This window comes from Leuconostoc pseudomesenteroides KCTC 3652, assembly GCF_014634745.1.
Taxonomy (GTDB): Bacteria; Bacillota; Bacilli; order Lactobacillales; family Lactobacillaceae; genus Leuconostoc; species Leuconostoc pseudomesenteroides.
The window spans coordinates 59753-82446 of record NZ_BMBP01000005.1 but is presented as its reverse complement, the minus strand read 5'-3'; the positions used below and the strand labels follow the sequence as shown (position 1 = coordinate 82446).

Here is a 22694-nt window from a genome sequence, read left to right as displayed (position 1 = left end):
TTTAGTCACTATTTAACTATAATTGTAAGCGTTTACATTACAAAACACAAGAATGTCCTAAAAGTCGTTACTTTTTGAACTAAAAAAGAACTAACCTGTGTTAGTTCTTTAATGCTGCTAGAAATGCTTCTTTTAACCCTTCATTATCATCCGGTGTCCCTAAGGCAATACGAATCCACTCGGAATTTAAGCGATCGTTGACTTGATAGCCCAATTGCAACAACGCTTGACCGACTTTCTTAGTTTCACCCACTTTAATCCAAATGAAATTGGCCTGTGACTCATAAAATGTGAGCCCCTCATCACGTAAAAAATTTTGGAATTTGGTTCGTTCGGATTGAAACGCTGCCACGTTTTTTGCCAAATAATCTTGATCCAAAATGGCAGCCGTACCACCAACAATTTGGTAAGTTGACAAATTATATGGTAAGCGCACGGCTTGCATCGCTGTATATAGCGGATCCTGCATGATACCATAGCCAATGCGCAAATTAGCTAATCCATAGGCTTTAGACAACGTGCGTAGTACAACCAAATTTTTATATTGTGAGACAAGTGGTGCCACTGTAGCATCTGGTTCATCCACAAAATCATAATAAGCTTCATCAACAACTAGTGTCACCGTGCTTGGTAATTTTGTCAAAAATGCTTCAATATCGACGGCTTTTTCAAAAACACCTGTTGGATTATTGGGATTGGCCAACCAAATCATCGTTGTTTGATCAGTGATAGCAGCTAACATGGCCTCAAAATCAACATGCCCATCGTCTGGTTTAACTGGAACTTTCACTGTTGTCGCTTGTTCAATTTCGGCGTGGAGTGCATACTCACCAAATGTTGGGTCTGGCACAATCATTTCAGATTCTGGTGTCAAAATGGTACGTGTCAACAGCTGAATGAGTTCGTCAGCACCTACCCCAAATACTAAGTTTTCAGGATTAACTTGTGTTAAGTCTGCTACTGCTTCACGCAAAGGCGTTGCTTGACCATCAGGGTAATAGCCTAACACATCATCAGACACCGCGCGCACAGCCTCTCCGACTTTTGGTGATGGTCCATAAACTGATTCATTAGCCGACAGACGTGCTAGATGTTGTAACCCATACTTGGCTTTAACCACTTCTTCTGGTAGTTCCGCTTGATAAGCCGCTAGCTTTTTAACTGTTTCCTTCATTTTTGCTCATCTCCTCGCCAATCTTGGCGTTCATGCAACTGAGATTGTTGGCCAATGCGCGACCCCAGTTCGTCCTTAATATCATCAAGTGTAACATTTTTTTCAACTAAGAGAACAATTAGATGAAAAAATAAATCCGCCGTTTCATAAATTAGTTCATCGTTATTATTTTTAGCGCCTAGAATGACCTCTGTTGATTCTTCACCAACTTTTTTTAAAATTTTATCGAGTCCTTTTTGGTATAAATAATCTGTATAAGAACCTTCTTGTGGGTTATTTTTACGCGCCAAGGCTGCTGCGTAGAGCGCTTCAATTGATTGTTGTGCCATATTCCATTCCTTCCCAACTATACGCTAACATCTGCAACCGGATTGAAAAAACATGAATACGCGCCAGTATGACAGGCTGGGCCGTTCGGTTCAACCTCGACTAATAGTGTATCTCTGTCGCAATCCAATGACATACTGATAACGCGCTGTGTATTGCCACTAGTCGCACCTTTGTGCCACAGGGTTTGGCGCTCACGCGACCAAAACCATGTTTCCATTGTTGTTTTAGTTAATTGGTAACTCGTTTCGTTCATGTAAGCCAACATTAATACAGCCTTGGTTTTGATGTCAACCACCACTGCCGGAATGAGACCGTCTTGCCCTTGTTTTTTAAAATCTGGTGCAATTATTGTCATATACGTATTGCCACTCCTTCTTGTTTTAATGTTTGCTTGAGTTGCGGTAACGCAATTTCACCGAGATGAAAAACCGAAGCCGCTAAGGCTGCATCAACCGTGGTTTGTGTTAAAAGTGCCGTAAAATCTTCAATTTTTCCAGCACCACCTGAAGCAATAATTGGCACTGACACAACCTCAGTTAATTGTTGATACAAATCAATGTCATAACCATTTTTTGTACCATCAGCATCCATGCTAGTGACTAATAGTTCACCTGCACCAAGTGCGACCATCTCTTTGGCCCATGAAATGGCATTTAACCCAGTAGGTTGTGTCCCACCCGCAACATAAACTTGATAAAATTTTGATTTGGGCTCCCATTTCACGTCAATGGCACCGACAATCGCTTGTGACCCAAAAATGGCTGCTCCTTTCGTAATGAGTTCAGGTTGCTTAACCGCTGCTGAATTGACAAATATTTTATCAGCGCCTGCTTTGATGAGACGCGTCATATCTTGCGTGGAACGAATACCGCCACCCACTGTCAGTGGAATAAATACTACTGATGAAATCGCATTGACAATGGTCATCATCGTATCGCGTTCTTCCAAAGTAGCCGTGATATCTAGCAAAACCAGTTCATCAGCACCCGCTTGTTCATAAGCTTTAGCAACTGTCACTGGATCACCAACACTGCGTAGATTTTCAAATTGAACGCCCTTAACAACTTGTCCATTTTTAATGTCTAAAGCTGGGACAATTCGTTTGGCTAAAGTCATTTCATCACCTCCTTGAGTGCTGGGAGTGTCACGTCGCCGTCATATAGCGCACGACCAACAATAATATCTTTGATACCAGCTGTTTGCAAATCCTCTATGTCCTTTATCGTACTAATGCCGCCACTAGCAATGATATTTGTTTCAGGAAATTTTTGTTGTAATCGTGACAATAATGCAATGTTTGGACCACTAAGCGTGCCATCACGTTCAATGTCGGTCACGATAAAATTAATCACACCAACTGTTTGCATTGCCTGAATGATTTCAGAAAATGTCGTGCTTGATGCGGTCAACCAGCCGTCTGTTGCTACTTGTTCCTGACGACCATCAACACCAACGACAATGCTTTCCGCTCCAAATCGCGCCACTGCTTCTGTCACTAATTCAGGATGAGTCAAAGCTGCTGAACCAATAATCACGCGATTAATGCCTAATGATAAGTATTGTTGAATTTGCGCCAAACTTCGAATACCACCACCGAGTTCAATAAATAGTGTCGTATTTTGTCGCAGAGCTGTAATGATATCAAGATTAATTGGTCTGCCTGACTTAGCACCATCCAAATCTACCAAATGTAAATGCGTTAAACCGGCTGCTTGAATTTGTTGCGCTTGTGTAATCGGATTTGAATTAATTACAGTCTCCTGATTGTAATTTCCTTGATAAAGCCGCACTGATTGTCCGTTTCTGAGATCAATTGCTGGAAAAATCATTTATCGTCCACCATTTCTTTAAAACTCTGCCACACTAGCAGGCCGTCTTTACCCGATTTTTCTGGATGAAATTGCGCGCCAATAACATTACCCGAATCATTAACCACGACACTTGGAATTTCAATCTGACCGTAATCAACCGTTGCCGCAATATATTTTGGTGCGGTTTGGACATAGAAGCTATGAACAAAGTAAGTGTAGGTATCGTTTAAAGTTGACGTGATGGGATTTAACTGACGAACTTGGTTTTGATTCCAACCCATTTGTGGGACTTTATAGCCTTGTTGTTGGGGTAAAGTGACGACATCTCCCGGAATAATGCCAAGTCCTGCTGTTTCACCAAATTCAGTTGATCGTTCAAATAATAACTGCATCCCCAGACAAACACCTAATAACGGCTTGCCAGATTTTGCGTATGCTTGCAGTGGTCCAATTAGGTGTCGTTCTTTTAAAGCCGACATAGCAGCACCATACGCACCAACACCCGGCAAGACTACCCCATCTGCAGCCAAAATTTCAGATGAATCATGTGATAATTTAGCAGATAGTCCTGTGCTAGCAATGGCTTTCATCACATTGGCAATGTTGCCCGCACCATAATCAATAATAATAATTGTCATTTGTCATCTCCTAACGACGTTATTTGTTGGCTTAATTTTCAGATACGACCTTTAGTCGAATTAACGCCCTGAATGTCAGGATTAACTGTCACTGCCTGTCGCATTGCTCGACCAGCCGCTTTAAAAATACTTTCGATTTTATGATGGGTATTACGACCATACAAAACTGAAATATGCACATTTGCTTGCGCCGCATTGGCAAAACCCTGCCAGAAGTCCTCAACGACTTCCGTTTCAAAGTCGCCTAGATGTGGCGCTGTTAACTCTGCTTGAAAAACAAGATAAGCACGACCGGACAAATCAATCACAACCCGAGATAAGGTTTCATCCATCGGCACAAACTGCGCGCCATAACGTTCAATGCCAATTTTGTCGCCAAGTGCCTTGACAAAAGCCTCGCCTAATACAATACCGATATCTTCGGTTGTATGGTGACTGTCAACATTTAAATCACCTTTAGCATCAACAGACAACCCGAAGCGACCATGTTTAGCAAATAAGGTCAGCATGTGATCAAGATAGCCAATGCCTGTGTCAATATTGATGATTGATTGATCATCTAAATTAAGATTAACAGCAATTTGTGTTTCAAATGTTTCGCGTTTTATCATAGCCTGTCTTGTCATGTTATTTTCCTCGACTTTCAATCGCTCTAGCGTGACCTTCCAGTCCCTCGATTCGTGCTAAAGCAGTCACATCATTGGCGTCCTCTGCCAATGCAGCAGCATTATATTGTAGATACTGAATTCGCTTTTGAAAATCCCAAACACCTAGTGCAGAACTGAAGCGAGCTGTACCGCCAGTTGGTAAAATATGATTTGGCCCCGCAAGGTAATCACCGAGCGGTTCTGATGCGTATTTGCCCAAAAAGACAGAACCAGCGTTTTGTATTTTGGCCATATAATCATAAGCATTCGCCAACTGGATTTCCAAATGTTCTGGTGCGACTGCATTCATCAATTCAATCATGTCATCAATCGTGTCAACAAGGTAAATGTATCCGTTTTTATCAATAGCACTTCTAGCAATCGCTTCACGTGGCAGAGTTTCAAGTTGTTGTTCAACAGCCGTCGACACTGCCGTCGCCAAATTGGATGAGTCTGTAATCAAAATTGCTCTCGCATTCACATCGTGTTCCGCTTGGGACAACAAGTCAGCAGCCACGTCTTCTGCTCTTGCCGTATCATCAGCCAAAATACCAATTTCTGATGGACCAGCAATCATATCTATGTCTACTTGTCCATATACTGCTCGCTTAGCTGCAGCAACATAAGCATTGCCGGGTCCGGTAATTTTATCCACTTGTGGTACTGTTTCAGTACCATAAGCTAAAGCAGCAATTGCTTGTGCACCACCAATTTGATAAATATTATCAACACCAGCAATTTTTGCTGCCGCCAAAACAGCAGGATTTAAGCCTTCAGGTTGTGGTGGCGTAACCATGACGATATTGTCAACTCCGGCAATTTTAGCAGGAATAGCATTCATTAAAACTGAAGATGGGTAAGCAGCTGTGCCACCCGGTACATAAATCCCCACAGCTGAGAGCGGCGTCACCTTAGTACCACGAATCACACCAGAACGTGCCGTGTCTTCAAAAGACTGTGCTACTTCTAACTGGTGAAATGATGTAATATTAGCGGCTGCTTTTTTAAGCGCTGCGATAACTCTATCTGGGACTTGGGCAATTGCAGAATCAATATCTGATTCAGAGACTTTAAAGTTATTCAATGCCACCCCATCAAAACGGACACTATAATCTCTTAAAGCCTCATCCCCCCTTTGACGAACGTCAGATATAATGTTTGCCACACTAATTGCCACTTGCGGGTTAGTGGTTTGTGCCGTTTGTTGACGAATTTGTGTTTTGATTGCTGACAAAGATTCATTTTTGATAATTTTCATTTGTTAGTCGCTTCTTTCAATAGTTTGGTCAAATTTTGAATGACTTGTGTGAGTTCTGTTTGATAACGTAACAAGGCGCCGGCTCGGACTAGCATGTGCGTTGAGACTTCACCAACAATATCATGAACTTGCAAATGGTTTTCTCGCAACGTATTACCTGTTTGTGTAATATCAATAATGGCATCAGCTAATCCTGTTAATGGTCCCAGTTCGACTGAGCCTTCTAGTTTAATCAAGGCAACGTCTTCGCCACGATCGGTAAAATATTTAGTGGCAACTTTTGGATACTTCGTCGCGATGCGTTGTCGCCGTTGCAAATTAAGTTGAAAATCCGCTGGGGCTGCCACGACGAATTGTGCGCGTCCTGTCTTCAAATCTAATACATCATAATGACTTTGTCGTTGTTCAGCAATGGTGTCTGAACCAACAATGCCAACGTCGCCAATGCCTCGGTCCAAATATTTAACGACATCATTGGGTTTAACTAAAATAAAACGGTAACGACCATCAGCGGTGTCAAAGATGAGTTTTCGTTCAGGGTTATCTAACGGCGTCGTATCAATGCCTGCAGCTTTCAAAAGCGGACGCACATCTTTTTCAACCCGTCCTTTGCCAAGTACCATCACAATTGGTTGGCTAGTGGTTAAATCGTAGGCACTTTGTTCCCAATCAGCTTGAATTGTTTCAATGTTTAGACCAATACCTACTGCCGGTAATAACTTTTTTTGAAAGTTTTCTAGTAAACGATCATAGCGCCCACCGCTAAACAGATAACGACCCAATGTTGGGATAAATCCTCGGATTATTGTCCCCGTATAGTAGGGTTGTGGTGATGCCGCTGCTAAATCAACAGTGACTTTGACATTGGGATAGTATTGATGTGCATGGTTAGCTAGGCGTAACCAGCCTTGCGTAATCGTTGCCACAGCGGTCATGTGCTGTAATTGCCACATCACATTTTCACCGTCTTCGCCATAAGATAACGGCCACTCATTGAGAAATTCTGGAAAATCAACAATCTCAGCCCTTAATTTTTCAAATTCGGAGACATTTTTTTGTTCGATGGCCCGTTTCAATGCTCGATGTAATTCACCGTCTAGTTGTAACGTGTCCAAAATAATATCAATTAAGCGTGCATCACTTAACACCACTTGAACATCAGTGATATTGAACTTTTTTGCAAAATTCAACATAATATCTAGCGCTTGAATTTCTGCTTCAAAGCTATCATCACCAATTAATTCAATTCCTGCCTGCGTTTCTTGATTGTACTCACCCGATAAGTAATCGGTACGTCGAAACACGTCACCAATATAATATAATTGCGACATATCATTTTCTTGCTGGTGAGAAGACAAAAATCGTGCGACCGGCAAGGTCAAATCTGGTCTTAGGATTAAATTATCGCCGGCTTGATCGTACAAATGAAAAATGTTTTGATCACGATATTGTTCAAAAGTGCTTTCTTTTTCAATGAACGGCGTATTAATTGGCATAAAGCCTTTCTCATTTAGCACATTACTGATCAATGATGTAATTTTCTGTTTTTGCTTAAGTCGTTCACCAAATTCATCACGTGAACCGCCAGCTAATACTTTATTCATGTCTTACTCCTACCACTTCGCTAAAAAAACGCCCTTACAAACTAAAAGTTTTTAGTTTGCAAGGACGCTTTCACGTGTTCCCACCTTGATTCTCCTTTTGTTTGCACAAAAGAACTCATTCACCTGCAATCACAGGCGTACTTGGTATCGGAAATATCCGGAACAATTTTTGATTGTTCAGCTCGTTGGTGTGTTTTCATTAAGGTCACAGGCGCTCATCTCAATGCGTTAGCTTAAGCGCTTCCTGTACTGCGAAAATTTAATTACTTTTCCAACTTCAGCGAATTATTTATTAGATTAGTTTAATTATAGCGTCATTTTTTTATTTGTCAACACTTATATTTTCTAAAAATTCTGCCATTTCAGAAAAATGTAAACCCAAAGCATCAACACTGTGTGCATCAGAACCATAAACCAAGGGCAATCCAAGTTGATGTGCTTCCGCTACAATATCAAATGTAGGATAACTTTCGCCATTAAAAGGTTTACTAAAACCAGCGGCATTAAAATCTAATTCATAGCCTTTTTCTAAAATCAATGTCAACAGCTCAGTAATTTGACGGTGAACACTATCATCAAATGGTGGCAAATCAAAATATTTTTGATACTTGCGAATCAATGTGATATGTCCGATTCGCACCGGAACATCTAATCCCGTCTCAAAATTAACACTCTGTTTAACCGCGTCAAAATATTTTGCAAACAATACTTGCGGCATCAGTAATTCAGTTGCAAAATATTGCGACAGAGTCTCTGGCTCGTAGTCAATTGGTATAAGATTGCCATGGCGATCTGGTAAAAAATGAACCGACAGTACAATTTCATCAATCCAATCATTATGTTGTTGCAAAAATTGTTTTGTTTCCGGTTCATATCCGAGCAAATAATCTACTTCAAAACCACGTTTAATGTTTATTTGGTTGCCATATTTTTCTTGTACATGTGCCACCTGATTTTGATAATCCTCAAGTTCAGATAATGCCATAGCTGAACTATCGCGCGATTCTTTGGGCCCCACAAAATTAGCTAAAAACTTCTCAGGTAAAGGCGCATGTTCTGTGACAACATAAGTGTCAAAACCTAAAACAATTGCGCGTTCAATATACGCGTCGAGTACCTCTTGGCTACCATGATGTGAATACATCGTGTGCGTGTGACCATCTTTTTTCTGCATTATCAGGACTCCTTTTTGCCATTCATCTTAACATAAACGACAATAAAAAAACACGCTAAAGCGTGCCTTAAGCAATGACAGATAATATTTTTTTCAACACGCCATCATGATCATTGTCGTCTTCTGTGACATCAAAATCATGTTTGAACAATTCTGTGTCACTATTCTTCATTGCCACTGGATGACCAACGTACTCTAACATTTCTAAGTCGTTTAAGCCATCACCAAAGGCCATGATTTCTTCAGGCAACACATCCAAACTGTCCGCTATAAATGTGAGTGCGTTTGCTTTGTTAACCTCAGGATTAACAATATCAACAGCACCATAGCCCGATGTTGTCACATGCACTTGGTTACCCAAAACCTGTTTGACCTCACGCATGAATTGATCTTCCACATCAGAAATGACTGTTGACACTTTTAAAATTGGCGCATCAATTTCCGCTAGCGTGTCAATCAGATGGATATCTTGAAAATACGCTGATGCTAATTTAAACGTATCAGCGATCGCTGCTTGAGATTTTAACATAAAAGTTTGAGATTGACCGGTGAAAGCCAAACCAACAAAGATATGATCATGATATCCCTCAGCAATTCTCACGATAGTTTCTAAAGCTGACGGTGACACAGATTTTTCATTTTGAACACGACCATTCAGCATAACTTCGGCGCCATTGTTAGCAATGGTTTGATATTGACCAGCAAAGTTTTTGAAATAAGTCATCACTTTTTGCATATGATTCCCTGTTGCCACAACGAATTGCATGTCTTTTTCAGCCATAATATCTAGCACTTGCTGAAAAAGTGGCTCATTGAAGGTTTTATCGGCACGCAAGAATGTTGCGTCAAGGTCGGATGCAATTAATTTCAATGTCATGTTCACTTTTCTCCTTAAAATGTCGACTATCGCTTTAACTTCGAATTTATCGTTGTACCCACCACCACAAAAATCTGATGAGCCCAAACACAATCAAACCAGCAAACGCTGCCAAAATGACAGCCATGATGATTGACTGCCAGTGGTTGTCTGGCATATTAAGCAAGTTAGCGCTTAACATGACTACAAACACAAAAATTGGTAAAATACGCTCTAAACTTTTCATTACTTACGACCGCGCTTCTTCTTAGCTTTTTGTAATCGGCGCGCCGCTTGCTTAATTGCAAAATTTTGAACTTTCTGACCAAAGTTACCTTTTGGCATGCCACCGCCCATGCCACCCATCATAGATGACATGTCCATACCAGAACCACCCATCATTTTATCAATACCACCAAAATTACCATTTGTGGCTTGATTCATCATTTTACGCATTTGATCAAATTGCTTAATCATGCGGTTGACTTCCACAATTGGTCGTCCTGCACCAGCAGCCAAACGACGACGGCGCGAAGGATTGATTAAATCAGGATTTTCACGTTCTTGAGGTGTCATTGAACCAACAATAGCCTCTAAATGGGCAAATTGTTTGGCATCAATGTTAACATTCGCCAATGCTGGATTGTTCGCCATTCCCGGAATCATTTTTAACAAATCTTCCATTGGTCCCATACTTTGAACTTGCTTGAGTTGCGCCACAAAATCGTTGAAATCAAACGTATTTTGTCGCATTTTTTCAAGTTGCTTTTCTTGGGCTTCAGCATCAAAGTCACGTTGTGCTTTTTCAATCAGCGTCAGCACATCACCCATGCCCAAAATACGAGATGCCATACGATCGGGATAGAAAACATCCAAATCAGTTGGCTTTTCACCTTGACCAACAAACTTAATTGGTTTACCGGTTACGTCACGAATTGACAAGGCAGCACCACCACGTGTGTCACCATCAAGTTTAGTCAGGACAACACCAGTTAAGTCAAGTGACGCTGAAAATCCCTTAGCTGTTTCAGCAGCATTTTGTCCAGTCATTGCATCAACTGTCAACAAAATCTCATCTGGCTTAGCAATCTCTGCAATATCTTTCAACTCTTGCATCAATTCTTCATCAATTTGTAAACGACCAGCTGTATCAATAAAGACATAGTCATTTTTATTCTCAGCCGCCTTAGCCAAACCAGCGCGGACAATATCGCGAGGATTAACATCCGTCCCCATTGAAAATACGGGAATTTCAAGATCGCGCCCCAAAATTTCCAATTGATCAATGGCAGCTGGTCGATAAATGTCGGCTGCAATCAAAAGTGGACGGGCTTTTTCTTCATTCTTTAATTTATAAGCTAACTTAGCAACTGTGGTTGTTTTACCAGCACCTTGCAGGCCAGCCATCATAATAATTGTTGGAATTTTAGGCGACTTATTAAGTGGTACAGCCTCATCACCCATCGTTGCGGTCAACTCATCATTAACAATTTTAACAACTTGTTGTGCAGAGTCCAACCCAGACATAATATCAGCACCGCTGGCTTTTTCACGTACATTAGCGACAAACTTTTTCACTGTGTCGTAGTTGACATCGGCTTCCAGTAATGCCAAACGAATTTCGCGCATCGTCGCACGAAGATCTTCTTCGCTAACTCGGCCGCGACCGGTTAGATTTTTCATCGCCTTTGAGAGGCGTTCAGTTAGATTTTCAAATGCCATAATTTTAGAGTATGTCCTTTCTGCGATATATTCACAGGTGACACGTTTCCCTTCTAGTTATCCATTTCTGTATTTAAAAGCTTCTGCACCAATAATTTTAACACATCATCACTTTTATAATGAGTATTAATGTATTCTTCCACTTCATTTTCAATCACTTGTCGTGATTCAAAATTAGCTTGTAGGTGCAAAAGACTTTCATATTTTTCTAGTAATTCGATTGCCCGATTGATGTTGTCGGAAACCGCTTGTCGACTAACACTTTCTGCATTTGCAATTTCCACAATTGAAAAATCATCTTCAAAATAATATTGTAAATATTGTTGTTGCTTTTCGGTCAACAATTGATCATAAAAACCAAATAGCGCATTGATATGATTTTTTTTGGTTAAATCCATCACGATACCAACTCTTTAAACAATCCGTAGACAAACTCTTCTGGCTTAAATTCGCGCAAATCGCTCGCTTTTTCACCAAATCCAATCCATTTGACTGGCAAATGCATTTCATTTCGAATGGCAAAGACGATGCCACCTTTTGCTGTGCCATCCATTTTAGTCAAAACGATGCCAGTTACGTCCGAAGAATCTTTGAATAGTTTAGCTTGCTGTAATGCGTTTTGGCCAGTTGTCGCGTCAAGCACTAACAAAACTTCATGTGGTGCATCAGGAATTTCGCGTTGAATAATGCGCTTCATTTTTTCTAGTTCTTGCATTAAATTGACATTATTTTGCAAACGGCCAGCCGTGTCGACAAATAAAATGTCATAATGTTCATCGCGTGCTTTAGCAACCGCCTCAAAGACAACAGAAGCCGGATCAGCTTTTTCTTTACCAGCAACCACAGGCACATTTGCTCGCTCGCCCCACTCTTGTAATTGCTTGGTAGCGCCAGCTCGGAATGTATCCGCAGCCGCCAGCAAAACAGATTTTCCTGCTTGTTGGTACTTGCTGGCAAGCTTACCAATTGTTGTTGTTTTACCAACACCATTAACACCGACAAACAAAATCACGGTAGTACTGCCATTTGGTGCAAAATGCATTTGTGTATCTTCATTTACACCATCTGCTTCGTATAAATCAACCATTTTTTTGATAATCACATCACGCACATCTTCTTTGCGTTTGGCATTGGCTAATTTAACTTCTTCTCGCAATTCGTCACTGATTTTAATCGCCATATCAAAACCAACATCAGCACCGACTAAAGTTTCTTCCAGATCTTCGAAAAAATCTTCATCTACGGTACGAAAATTAGCTAAAAAGCGATTAAATCTTTCAGCAAATCCTGTCCGTGATTTTTTCAAGCCTTCGTCATAAACCTGCTGCTCATTTCGTTCAATTTCATCCTCTGATTCTGATTCTGATTCTGATTCTGATTCTGATTCTGATTCTGATTCTGATTCTGATTCTGATTCTGATTCTGATTCTGATTCTGATTCTGATTCTGGCAGATCATGAATCGCTTCACTCTTTTTGTCAAGCGCTTTTGACCATTCATCAGCTTCGCGTTCATCAACTAAACCAACTTGTTCCATAACCGGTTGTGTTAAAGCACTACTCGTCGTTGTTTCGCTGTTTGATTGTGATAAAGTTTCAAATTGCGATTCTGACAAACTTTCTGAATTAGTCGTTGATTCGGGCTCAACGTTATTCTTCTTTTTACGGAAAATATCAAATAATCCCATTTGTTTCTCCTTTATTCATTATTGGTAATCATCTTATCACGCCATATTTAGGAAGCCGTTTCAGCCATATTATCCAAATCAACAGCCACCATTTTCGATACACCAGCTTCTTGCATTGTCACACCATATAATAAGTTGGCATTCATCATTGTACCTTTTCGATGTGTAATGACAATAAATTGTGTTTCACCAGAAAATTCGTGTAAATAACGCGCAAACCTCGCCACGTTTGCTTCATCTAACGCTGCTTCGGCCTCATCAAGTACTACAAACGGCACTGGACGGACTTGTAAAATGGCAAATAATAACGTAATAGCTGTCAACGCCTTTTCACCACCAGACAACAAACTCATTTGTTGGAACTTTTTGCCAGGTGGTTGTGCCGTAATATCAATGCCCGTCGTTAAGAGATGCTCTGGATCTGTCAACTTAATTTCTGCACGACCACCGCCAAACATTTGGGTGAAAATGCGACCAAAATGTTGTGCAACAGCGTCAAATGTGTGTTTAAAGCGAATTTGAACTTCTTCATCCATCTCATCAATTGTTTGTAGCAGATTATCTTTTGCAGATAACAAATCATCACGCTGCTGTGTTAAAAAATCAAAACGTTGCTTAACCGCTTCATATTCTTCAATGGCACCAATATTAACATTACCAATTTCATCCAAGCTACGCTTGATAAGTTTCAGTTGATCCGTGACTGTTTCTAGATTCAAATCAGCTAATTGCTGATAAAGGCCTTGACTATCACTAATATCATACTGTGATTCTAGTTGTGCCAATAAATTCTCATTTTGTGTCGTGAGCCTAGCTTGTTGTGCCGCAAGATCACTTTCTAATGCCATCACCGATCGTAGCGTTTCTTGTTGTTTGGCAAACTGTGTTTCCAAAACAGATAAATTATCAGTGATAATTGTTAGCTGTTGGCTAGTATCATCATGTTCTTTTTGGACTTTTGCAAGTTTTTCAACCGTTTCTGAAACTTGTTGTTCTGTCGCGATGTCATTTTGTGTTGCCGTTAATTTTTCTTGTAAATCATTGCGTTTAACTGTAAGACCTGCAGCTTGAGATTCTAACTCCTGTTGTTGGTTTCTCAGAATAGCGAGTTGACTTGTCACTGTTTCTAACTTACCGGTTAAAGTGACATATTCTGTCTGGATAGCAACTTTATCTTCATTATGGCTTTGCGCCTTGTTAGAAGCCGATTCCAAAGCTCGAGATAATTCTTGAGATTCAAGTTCTTGTGCCCGTTTTTGTGCTTGCTTTTCATCTAATTCTAACTCACAACGCTGTAGTTGTGTCGCTAACTCCTCTTGCTGCGACTCAATGTCCTTTAGCTCAAATTCAAGCGCCTGAACAACGCGTTTTTGCTGTTGCAATGTGTCTTGCTTGCGTTGCAATTCATAGTCAACTTTTTGGACATCATCATTGGCAGATTTTAGCTTTGTTTGCGCTTCAACCAGAGACTCTCTAATGTTTTCGCCATCGCGTCGTTGCGCCTGCAATTCAAGCTCTTGTGATTTTGATTGTTCTGCTAAATCAGTTATTTTCTGAGTAAGCGTTGCAATTTCAGTTTGGCGACTCAAAATCGTTGCGCCTCTCTTTTGTGTTGCGCCACCTGTCATTGAACCGCCGGCATTGATTAGTTGTCCATCAAGAGTCACAATACGAAAGCGATATTGATTAGCTTTTGCAATTTCAGTGGCGCTGTTCAAGTCTTTAGCAACCACAATATGTCCCAAAATATTTGTCTTAATGGCCGTCATTTCTTCAGGCATAGTCACTAAATCGGCAGCGATTCCAATAAAACCAGCCATCCTGCGCGCCTGTTCTAAACCATTTAAATGACGTGGCTTTATTGTATCAATTGGCAAAATTGTCACACGACCAGCTCGATTTTTTGTCAAGTAAGCAATAACTGACTTGGCTGTACTGGTTTGATCTACAATAATTTGCTGTAAGATTCCTCCCAATACCGTTTCGATAGCTAATGTATAAGCTGCAGGTACCGTCAATAATTCTGCTACGACACCTTTGATACCCACAAATTGATTTCTTACTTGGGGTTTCATTAAGGCCCGAACACCCTGGTAAAATCCTGCATAATCATCCATCGCTGTTAAAGCATCATGTTGACTACGAACTTTATTAAGATCATTTAATGTATTGTACCAATTTGTTTCAGCTTGTTTATACGCCTTTGCAGCATGATCAAACTGTTCTTGCCTTTTTGCAACATCTTGTTTTAGTGCCAAGACATCCTGTTGTGCCGCATCATTTGGCTGGTAATTAGCCACTTCTTGCTGTGCTTGTGACATGATGCCCGTCTCGTTTTTTAATCGCTCAGATAGAGTCTGATAACGACTTATTATTTGAGCCAATTGCTTATCGTCATTCACTTTAGCATTGTGCAACGCTGCAATATCTTGCATTATTTGAATATAAGCATGACGATTTTTCTCGATGTCGGCTTGCAGTTGAGACTTGAGTTCTGATTGTGTCATATCATCAAACTGTGTCAGCTTTTGTTTTAGTATTGATTTTTGTTGTTTTAGTTCTGATTCTTGCTGTTGTAGTGGCGCAATTTGCGACGATAACGCTAATATTTTCTCATTTACCGCAGCAGTTGACCGTGTCACCTCGTCAATATCACGCTCCAAAGTAGTCGTTTGTTGTTGACTCAAGTTTTGTGCACCAACCATGCGCTCATGAATTTGCGTCAATTTTAAAATATCATTTTGAAGTTGATCGCGTTTCAACTGCTGACTGACACGTTCCTGCCTTTTTTGCGATAACATGTCGTTAATTTGTGACAAGGTGGCTTTGGCAGTTGCAACTTGTTTCTGTTGATCTGTATATTTTTCCTTGACTTGCTCAGCTTGTACATCAACAGCATGTATTGTTAAAGCTAAACGCGCCTTATCTAAAGTGTCAAACCGCTCTTTTTGAGATAAATAATCAGTAGCTTGGGCGGATTGTTCAGCCAAAGGTTCAATTCTATCTTCAATTTCGTGAATAATATCAGCAACACGGGACAAATTATCGCTCGTTTGTGATAACTCTTTCTGTGCTTTTTCTTTATTTTGTTTATATTTATATACACCAGCTACTTCTTCAATAATGCCACGGCGGTCTTCTGGTTTAGCATTAAAAATACTTTCCACGCGACCTTGAGAAATAATTGAAAAGCTTTCTCGTCCTAGTCCGGTATCCATAAATAAATCGTGAATATCTCGCAAGCGGCTTTCAACACCATTAATTTGATAAACACTTTCGCCACTTCTGTACAATTTACGTGTCACACGAATTTCACTAAAATCCGAATTAACATAATGATCACTGTTATCAAATGTAATGGCTACTTCTGCACGGTTGAGTGCGCCACGTTTATTGGTGCCACCAAAAATAACGTCGGACATTTTTGTCCCACGCAAATCTTTAGCACTTTGTTCTCCCATTACCCAGCGAATTGCTTCAATAATGTTTGATTTTCCTGATCCATTTGGACCAACAATACCAGTCATCCCTGGCATAAATTCAATCATTGTTTTGTCGGCGAATGACTTAAATCCGCTAATCTCAAGTGATTTCAATTTCATAGGCTGACATTATCTTCCAATAATTTTAAGGCAGTTCGCGCCGCTGCTTTTTCAGCATCTTTAATTGACTTCCCAGTCCCGCGCGCTAATTCTTTATCATCAACAGATACACTTGCCTCAAATAATTGTGTATTATCTGCTAACTGTTCTTCCTTTTCTGTGCGATAAGCAATATCAACTGTTCCCTTTACTTGCAAACGTTCTTGCAATCGACTTTTAAAGTCAATGAATCTGTCAAAAAAATCAGTATCAATCGCTGCGAACAATGTTTTATCAAGAAATTGGTTCACTTCTTTTGGCCCTTGATCTAAGTATAAGGCCCCAATAAAGGCTTCCCAGATGTCTTCTAGTAATGAATCGCGATCGCGCGCGCCGCTCATTTCTTCACCTTTGCCCAACCGAATACCTTCATTTAAATGAACTAAACGGGCAAAATGCGCAAAAGATCGTGTTTGCACCATTGCAATCCGCATCTCGGTTAATTGACCTTCATGCCAATTTGGATAGCGTTTGAATAGATATTCTGCAACAGTCACTTGCATGACAGAATCACCTAAAAATTCCAATCTTTGGTAGTCATGTCCTTTGTCATCAGGGTGTTCATTAAGATAATTGCGCTGAGTCAGCGCTTCAGTTAATAGTGTTTCGTCATTAAAACGAATACCATATTGCGTTAATATATGTTTTTTAAAACTGTCTTGTGACACGTTCTCGTCCTTTTAAAGCATAGTATACAGTCTATTATATCAAAAAACGACTGTATATTTTGATAAATTACAGTCGTCAAAAAATATCATGTGATAAAAACTTTATCTACCTTAAATTTCAGCTTTTTCACGTACAACGTCAACAATTTCTGATGTATATTGCTCGACCAATTCTGGTGTCGCCGCTTCGACCATCACACGCAGTAGTGGTTCAGTTCCTGAAGGCCTCACTAAGACACGACCATCACCAGACATCTTTGTTTCTACTTCAGCAATTTTTGCAACAACATCAGCATCATGTTGCAAAGCAAATTTATCAGCAACTTTGACATTCACTAATTTCTGCGGATAAATTGAAACTTCAGCAGCTAGTTCAGAAAGCTTTTTACCGGTTTCGTGCATCACGTAAAGCAGCTGCAAGGCTGTCAGCAAACCGTCACCAGTCGTAGCCCAATCTCTGAAAATAATATGACCGGATTGTTCTCCGCCAAGGTTATAATCATTAGCCATCATTTCAGCCATAACATAACGATCACCAACAGCTGTTTTGATGCTTTGCATATCATTTTCGGCTAAGGCTTTATAAAAGCCAATATTGCTCATTACAGTTGACACAACTGTGTTATGCTTAAGCCGGCCTTGTTCATTTAAAAACTTTCCTGTGATAAACATGATTTTATCACCATCAACAATTTCGCCATCTTCTGTTACGGCAATCAAGCGATCACCATCACCATCAAAAGCTAATCCTGCATCAACTTCACTACCTTTGACCAATTCAGATAATGCTTCTGGATGAGTTGAGCCAACGCCATCATTAATATTAATACCATTTGGTTCGGTACCCAGTGTAATGAAATCAGTTCCCAAGTCAGCAAATAATCTCGCCAATAAGCCACTAGTTGCGCCATTAGCGCCATCCAAAGCAACACGCATACCTTCTAGGTTGGTTGGAATTGTCTTTTGCAAGAACTCCAAATACTTTTGTACGCCCTCAGGATAATTGTTAGCAATTCCAATACCATCAGCACTTGGACGTGGTAAGTTGTCTTCAGGGGCATCAAGTAACTGTTCAATTTCATATTCAAGTTCATCAGACAATTTAAAACCGTCATTACCAAAAAACTTAATCCCATTATCAGCAGCGGGATTATGAGAAGCGGTAATTTGAACCCCAGCATCCGCTTCCAAATTTTCAACTAAAAAGGCAACAGCCGGTGTTGTAATAACACCTAAACGCAACACATCAATACCTACTGATAAAAATCCTGCCACAATCGCTTGTTGTAACATTTCACCTGAAATGCGTGTGTCACGACCAACAATAACCACTGGTCGCTTATCGGAGTTTTGTGCATGTTTTGTCAAAATTGCACCGCCGGTTCGGCCCAATCGAAAAGCTAATTCTGGTGTCAAGCTTTGATTAGCAACGCCACGAACACCGTCTGTTCCAAAATATTTTAATTTAATATCTGACATAATTATCGTCCTTTACTTTTATGATGATGAGCTACTTTGACTGCTACTGGCACTAGAACTACTGCTTGATGAGGAAGTGCTGGCGGAATCGGAAGAAGAGCTTGAACTACTACTTGATGATGTACTGCTATCAGTTGCAGGTGTCACCGTCGCCTGTACTTTCGTCACGCTATAATGATCAATTCCTGTTTGATCAGGTAAGTCAACCGAAACAGTTGTTTTGCTCGTAATATTAGTCACATCAACCGGAACAGATAACGTGCTAATCGAATTCAGTATATCAGATGCCCCATACGCTGTCACAGTTTTTGGATCAAAAGTGACTGTATAGTTAGCCCCATTGGCATTTTTAAGAGTGGCTGAAAGAGACAATTTTTTACTGTCTTCAGGTCCAACATTTAAAGTAACACTGGCAGAACTAGCATCAATGTTAACTTCAACTACTACACCGTTTTTATCACGTGCAACGAGTTTGGCAGACTTAGTAATCGTACTTTTAGTATTATTATCTAACGAGACAGCAGCTTCAACCGATGTCACTGCCTCAACATTAGCTTTAGGCCCTGAAATTTTGACCGATTTGGGATCTACTGATGTCCCACTAACAGCATAGCCCGTAGCAATTTTAGTATGATCATAAGTTACTTTGACTGGCACGGTGGCGGTTTTTCGTCGCGCAATTGTGACAGTAATTGTTTGGGGTGTCACAGTTGATGTTAGAGAAGCGTTAACACCGCGAAGTGCTAATTTAACAGTATGTTTACCAACACCTAGCCCTCTTAAATCAGCGCTAGCTTGGATATCGTTACGATTTTGGGCAGCTGCCACCAACGCTATGGAACCTTCAATACCAACCTTCACTGTTGATGGCGCGCCGACCACAACATATTTGTCGGAATTAAATTGTAAATTAAGGGGAACACTCAAGGTTGCTCTTTTTTCAGGGACTAGCGTTGAAAAATTACCTGAGCCACTACCATTTGTTGTTGCGGAACGAGTGCTTAAGACGTAGGCTGACAAAAGAATTGCCATGACCAAAGAGACCACTAAGTTAACAGTTTTTGAATGACCAATCATTTTCATTTTGCTAACCCCCCGCCACTCCTTTGCCACCAATGTTTTGCAGCAGCCTCATTAACTGGTGCAATGAACTGGCGCTCAAAGAAATTCATGTAGGCATCACGTGCCATGTGTCGCAATAAATCACCATCTTGTGTAATGGAAATTTCACCAGTCTCTTCAGAAACAACTACCGTAATCGCATCACTTGCCTCACTAATGCCGACGGCAGCACGGTGACGCGTTCCCAATTCTTTTGGAATACGCGTGCTTTCTGAAAGTGGCAGATAGGCCGCTGCTACGGCAACACGATCATCATCAATGATCACCGCCCCATCATGCAACGGAGTGTTAGGAATAAATGTATTAATCAAGAGTTGGCTGGTAATATAAGCATCTAACTTAATACCAGTTTTAATATATTCATCTAAACTCGTGTCGCGTTTAATCGTGATTAGTGCACCAATTCGACGCTTTGACATATACTGTAAGGCTTCGTCAAGGCTCTTGATAAGTTGCTGTTCCTTAGCATTATCAATATGCTGACGACGCCATGTTAAACGTCGTCCCAAAGTCTCAAGCCCTCGTCGAATTTCTTGCTGGAAAATAACGACCAACGCAATTGGTGCCCACGTAATGAGTTGATCCATCAACCAAGACAAAGTCGTCAAGCCAATATACCAACTCACAACTTTAATTAAAATAACGACACCGACACCAAATAAAATTTGTAGCGCACGCGTGCCTTCAACAAATTGAATTACTTTATAGAGCAGAAACCAAATGATGGCAATATCCACAAGATGCATCAGATTATTCAAAGTAAAATAAGATAAAATATCCATGGTTGTTACTCTTCATCCCTTCCTGCTAAAGCTGCTGTTTCAGCATAGTTAATAAATTGACGAATGTTAATGCCCGCCTGACGCGTAATTCTACCTTGTTCATAAAGTTGCTGGATTGTTTCACGCTGAACATTCAACGCTTTAACTTCAAGTTCCATACGATTTTTATCGTCCAAATCGCGCTGCTCAGGGGTATCATCATGCTTTTCATTTTCAATACGATTGCGATAACCAACAATTAAATTATAAGCAGCTTGCCGTTCCATTCGATGTGAAACAGTATCACCGTTATACTTTTCCATGTATTCAGATAACGCCTTAATTGCTGCTTTAGAAGTTTCTGTGATGGCTAGCGATGTTTCTTGTCTAAATTTGTCAGTTGACTCATCTGAAAGCCAAATTCTAATGCTTCGTAGTCCACGTCTAATCAGAATCAATAACCATTGCGTTGAAATATGATAATGTTGGTCAGAATTAATTAAATTTTCCAGACGATCTAATCGCCTCGTCTGTGCAGAATAAGTAAGCACGGAAATCATTTCATCTGCCAATAACTGCCGCAAACGGTCACGCTGTGCCTCTAAAGCCACAAAACGTAGTTCTCGGTCATTTTCAACATTGTGGGATGGATTTTTCTTATCAAGTTGCCGTCTGATTTGTGCCATAGTTTGTTGTTTGCGACTAATCAGCTCGTAAACGATAGTACGATTATCATCATTTTGTTGTTCGCGTAACACTTGTATCCCAATTTGAATCGCAAAAATACGAGCCTGTGCTTCTGTTAAATCAACTTTACTCTTTTTTGGTGCAGTTGGCTCAACTTCAGCAATTTCAGGTTGCGTAAAATCATGAGTTGCCCGCTCTTTAGTCACAATCGGAAGCATCACAGTGGCGACTAACAAACTCATAATCACAACAACTGCTGCCACAAAAATGAGCAAATTACGCTGTGGAAATGCACTACCGTCATCAATAACGGACGGCACTGTCAACACCGCTGCCATCGTAACGGCGCCACGCACGCCCGTCAAACCAGACGTGACAGCTGTTCGAAATGAAACACGTCGTTCTCTATGTTGTAAATGGTAAGTAATTTGCGTCCCGTACGCCCAAACCGTCCTGATAGCAAATACAATGAACCAGACAGTAACACCGTAGAAAATTGCCATACCGGTATGTATTTGGGTACTACGAAAAATACTAGTCATAGCAGCTGGTAACTCAATTCCTAGTAACACAAAGATTGTGCCATTAAGTAAATAAACAAAAATTTCCCATGTTCGAACGGCTACCACGCTAATTTCTGGGGACCGCGCATTAATATGCTGGTCGCTTAAAATTTTGGACAAGACACCACCAGCTACAACAGCAATAACCCCAGATGAATGAAATACACCTTCTGCAATCCAATAAATAATAAAAGGCATTACTAATGTCACAACAGTGTGAAAAACCACATCATTTAAACCAGCACGATCAAATGAATCTCGTAACCAACTTACAAAACTACCAATCACCAAACCAACAATCAAACCAACGATGGTCATCCAGAAAAAGTTACCAATCGCACTACCAATCAAAAAAGTACCTGCAACAGTGGCTTTAATGGCGGTGTTGAAGCTCACCAAACCGCTGGCATCGTTGATTAGACTTTCCCCAGAAACAACATGCATCACGTTGGCCGGTAATTTGACACGTCTAGCAATAGCTTGCACAGCAACTGGATCAGTTGGTGATACAACTGCAGCTAATGCCAAGGCAACCGATCTAGGAAACTGTGGAATTAATAAATGAATGAAGAAACCACCTACTAGCGTAGTCAATAGAACTAATATGATGGCATTACCTAAAATTGGACCACGTAATTCCCATAATTCCCGTTTTGGGAAGCGCCAAGCATCATTAAATAGCAATGGCGCAATAAATAACAACATAAACCAATGCGAATCAACATCAACATAAATACCAAATGCAAAGGCCAAAAATAACCCAATCACAATTTGGAACAAACTAACTGGAATTTCGGGAATGAAATGAGAGATAACATTTGAAACCGTAACAGCAATAATTAATATAACGATTAATTCTAATATTGCCATGT

General features: G+C 40.4%; 21 protein-coding genes. All 21 read right to left on the bottom strand.

Annotated elements, in window-relative coordinates:
- Nucleotides 1-100: 100 nt before the first annotated feature.
- Nucleotides 101-1174, bottom strand: a complete 1074-nt coding sequence (gene hisC, locus IEU65_RS06550; RefSeq protein ID WP_010292405.1) for a histidinol-phosphate transaminase — start codon at nt 1172-1174, stop codon at nt 101-103.
- The gene (gene hisE, locus IEU65_RS06545) at nt 1171-1503 is read right to left on the bottom strand and encodes a phosphoribosyl-ATP diphosphatase (RefSeq protein ID WP_010292407.1); all 333 of its coding nucleotides are present in this window, start codon (nt 1501-1503) and stop codon (nt 1171-1173) included. Before hisE ends, hisC begins: the two co-directional genes overlap by 4 nt.
- Nucleotides 1504-1520: 17 nt before the next feature.
- On the bottom strand, nt 1521-1859 hold the full coding sequence (gene hisI, locus IEU65_RS06540; RefSeq protein WP_010292409.1) for a phosphoribosyl-AMP cyclohydrolase: 339 nt from the start codon (nt 1857-1859) through the stop codon (nt 1521-1523).
- A complete protein-coding gene (gene hisF, locus IEU65_RS06535) occupies nt 1856-2620 on the bottom strand; it encodes an imidazole glycerol phosphate synthase subunit HisF (protein WP_010292411.1) in 765 nt (254 codons plus the stop codon). The genes hisI and hisF overlap by 4 nt, the downstream gene beginning before the upstream one ends.
- Nucleotides 2617-3333: a 1-(5-phosphoribosyl)-5-[(5-phosphoribosylamino)methylideneamino]imidazole-4-carboxamide isomerase gene (gene hisA / locus IEU65_RS06530; protein WP_010292414.1), complete on the bottom strand. Its 717-nt coding sequence runs from the start codon at nt 3331-3333 to the stop codon at nt 2617-2619. Before hisA ends, hisF begins: the two co-directional genes overlap by 4 nt.
- Nucleotides 3330-3953, bottom strand: a complete 624-nt coding sequence (gene hisH, locus IEU65_RS06525; RefSeq protein ID WP_010292418.1) for an imidazole glycerol phosphate synthase subunit HisH — start codon at nt 3951-3953, stop codon at nt 3330-3332. Before hisH ends, hisA begins: the two co-directional genes overlap by 4 nt.
- Nucleotides 3954-3991: 38 nt before the next feature.
- Complete coding sequence (hisB, locus tag IEU65_RS06520; RefSeq protein WP_010292420.1) at nt 3992-4579, bottom strand: imidazoleglycerol-phosphate dehydratase HisB; 588 nt, start codon at nt 4577-4579, stop codon at nt 3992-3994.
- Between the two features lies 1 nt (nt 4580).
- Nucleotides 4581-5858 (bottom strand): histidinol dehydrogenase, encoded by a 1278-nt coding sequence (gene hisD / locus IEU65_RS06515; RefSeq protein WP_010292423.1) that lies wholly within the window; start codon nt 5856-5858, stop codon nt 4581-4583.
- Nucleotides 5855-7462, bottom strand: coding sequence for an ATP phosphoribosyltransferase (hisG, locus tag IEU65_RS06510; RefSeq protein ID WP_010292425.1), 1608 nt, complete (start codon nt 7460-7462; stop codon nt 5855-5857). Before hisG ends, hisD begins: the two co-directional genes overlap by 4 nt.
- Before the next feature lie 322 nt (nt 7463-7784).
- Nucleotides 7785-8636: a histidinol-phosphatase HisJ gene (gene hisJ / locus IEU65_RS06505; protein WP_010292427.1), complete on the bottom strand. Its 852-nt coding sequence runs from the start codon at nt 8634-8636 to the stop codon at nt 7785-7787.
- A 67-nt stretch (nt 8637-8703) separates the two neighbouring features.
- On the bottom strand, nt 8704-9513 hold the full coding sequence (locus IEU65_RS06500; RefSeq protein WP_010292431.1) for a Cof-type HAD-IIB family hydrolase: 810 nt from the start codon (nt 9511-9513) through the stop codon (nt 8704-8706).
- A 46-nt stretch (nt 9514-9559) separates the two neighbouring features.
- Nucleotides 9560-9739 (bottom strand): hypothetical protein, encoded by a 180-nt coding sequence (locus IEU65_RS06495; protein ID WP_010292433.1) that lies wholly within the window; start codon nt 9737-9739, stop codon nt 9560-9562.
- Complete coding sequence (gene ffh / locus IEU65_RS06490) at nt 9739-11214, bottom strand: signal recognition particle protein (RefSeq protein WP_010292436.1); 1476 nt, start codon at nt 11212-11214, stop codon at nt 9739-9741. Before ffh ends, IEU65_RS06495 begins: the two co-directional genes overlap by 1 nt.
- A 53-nt stretch (nt 11215-11267) precedes the next feature.
- Nucleotides 11268-11612 carry a YlxM family DNA-binding protein gene (ylxM, locus tag IEU65_RS06485; RefSeq protein ID WP_139967374.1) on the bottom strand — a complete coding sequence of 115 codons (345 nt, stop codon included), beginning with the start codon at nt 11610-11612 and terminating at the stop codon, nt 11268-11270.
- On the bottom strand, nt 11612-12901 hold the full coding sequence (ftsY, locus tag IEU65_RS06480; protein ID WP_188352234.1) for a signal recognition particle-docking protein FtsY: 1290 nt from the start codon (nt 12899-12901) through the stop codon (nt 11612-11614). Before ftsY ends, ylxM begins: the two co-directional genes overlap by 1 nt.
- A gap of 47 nt (nt 12902-12948) precedes the next feature.
- Entirely contained in the window at nt 12949-16503 is a 3555-nt protein-coding gene (smc, locus tag IEU65_RS06475) for a chromosome segregation protein SMC (RefSeq protein ID WP_010275817.1), read from the bottom strand.
- Complete coding sequence (gene rnc / locus IEU65_RS06470; RefSeq protein WP_010275813.1) at nt 16500-17210, bottom strand: ribonuclease III; 711 nt, start codon at nt 17208-17210, stop codon at nt 16500-16502. Before rnc ends, smc begins: the two co-directional genes overlap by 4 nt.
- 111 nt (nt 17211-17321) lie before the next feature.
- Entirely contained in the window at nt 17322-18689 is a 1368-nt protein-coding gene (gene glmM / locus IEU65_RS06465) for a phosphoglucosamine mutase (RefSeq protein ID WP_010275809.1), read from the bottom strand.
- Nucleotides 18690-18707: 18 nt separating this feature from the next.
- On the bottom strand, nt 18708-19772 hold the full coding sequence (locus tag IEU65_RS06460) for a CdaR family protein (RefSeq protein WP_010275805.1): 1065 nt from the start codon (nt 19770-19772) through the stop codon (nt 18708-18710).
- The gene (gene cdaA, locus IEU65_RS06455; RefSeq protein WP_010275802.1) at nt 19769-20593 is read right to left on the bottom strand and encodes a diadenylate cyclase CdaA; all 825 of its coding nucleotides are present in this window, start codon (nt 20591-20593) and stop codon (nt 19769-19771) included. The genes IEU65_RS06460 and cdaA overlap by 4 nt, the downstream gene beginning before the upstream one ends.
- 5 nt (nt 20594-20598) lie before the next feature.
- Nucleotides 20599-22692 (bottom strand): Na+/H+ antiporter, encoded by a 2094-nt coding sequence (locus IEU65_RS06450; protein ID WP_010275799.1) that lies wholly within the window; start codon nt 22690-22692, stop codon nt 20599-20601.
- Between the last annotated feature and the right edge of the window lie 2 nt (nt 22693-22694).

Excerpts from the sequence above, each read along its gene's own strand:
- hisH (WP_010292418.1), bottom strand. The coding sequence starts at position 3,953 with ATGACAATTATTATTATTGATTATGGTGCGGGCAACATTGCCAATGTG.
- hisJ (WP_010292427.1), bottom strand. The coding sequence starts at position 8,636 with ATGCAGAAAAAAGATGGTCACACGCACACGATGTATTCACATCATGGT.
- hisB (WP_010292420.1), bottom strand. The coding sequence starts at position 4,579 with ATGACAAGACAGGCTATGATAAAACGCGAAACATTTGAAACACAAATT.
- hisF (WP_010292411.1), bottom strand. The coding sequence starts at position 2,620 with ATGACTTTAGCCAAACGAATTGTCCCAGCTTTAGACATTAAAAATGGA.
- glmM (WP_010275809.1), bottom strand. The coding sequence starts at position 18,689 with ATGTCAGATATTAAATTAAAATATTTTGGAACAGACGGTGTTCGTGGC.
- smc (WP_010275817.1), bottom strand. The coding sequence starts at position 16,503 with ATGAAATTGAAATCACTTGAGATTAGCGGATTTAAGTCATTCGCCGAC.
- IEU65_RS06495 (WP_010292433.1), bottom strand. The coding sequence starts at position 9,739 with ATGAAAAGTTTAGAGCGTATTTTACCAATTTTTGTGTTTGTAGTCATG.
- hisD (WP_010292423.1), bottom strand. The coding sequence starts at position 5,858 with ATGAAAATTATCAAAAATGAATCTTTGTCAGCAATCAAAACACAAATT.
- ffh (WP_010292436.1), bottom strand. The coding sequence starts at position 11,214 with ATGGCATTTGAAAATCTAACTGAACGCCTCTCAAAGGCGATGAAAAAT.
- IEU65_RS06460 (WP_010275805.1), bottom strand. The coding sequence starts at position 19,772 with ATGAAAATGATTGGTCATTCAAAAACTGTTAACTTAGTGGTCTCTTTG.
- hisI (WP_010292409.1), bottom strand. The coding sequence starts at position 1,859 with ATGACAATAATTGCACCAGATTTTAAAAAACAAGGGCAAGACGGTCTC.
- hisE (WP_010292407.1), bottom strand. The coding sequence starts at position 1,503 with ATGGCACAACAATCAATTGAAGCGCTCTACGCAGCAGCCTTGGCGCGT.
- hisG (WP_010292425.1), bottom strand. The coding sequence starts at position 7,462 with ATGAATAAAGTATTAGCTGGCGGTTCACGTGATGAATTTGGTGAACGA.
- ylxM (WP_139967374.1), bottom strand. The coding sequence starts at position 11,612 with ATGGATTTAACCAAAAAAAATCATATCAATGCGCTATTTGGTTTTTAT.
- ftsY (WP_188352234.1), bottom strand. The coding sequence starts at position 12,901 with ATGGGATTATTTGATATTTTCCGTAAAAAGAAGAATAACGTTGAGCCC.
- cdaA (WP_010275802.1), bottom strand. The coding sequence starts at position 20,593 with ATGGATATTTTATCTTATTTTACTTTGAATAATCTGATGCATCTTGTG.
- IEU65_RS06450 (WP_010275799.1), bottom strand. The coding sequence starts at position 22,692 with ATGGCAATATTAGAATTAATCGTTATATTAATTATTGCTGTTACGGTT.
- hisC (WP_010292405.1), bottom strand. The coding sequence starts at position 1,174 with ATGAAGGAAACAGTTAAAAAGCTAGCGGCTTATCAAGCGGAACTACCA.
- hisA (WP_010292414.1), bottom strand. The coding sequence starts at position 3,333 with ATGATTTTTCCAGCAATTGATCTCAGAAACGGACAATCAGTGCGGCTT.
- IEU65_RS06500 (WP_010292431.1), bottom strand. The coding sequence starts at position 9,513 with ATGACATTGAAATTAATTGCATCCGACCTTGACGCAACATTCTTGCGT.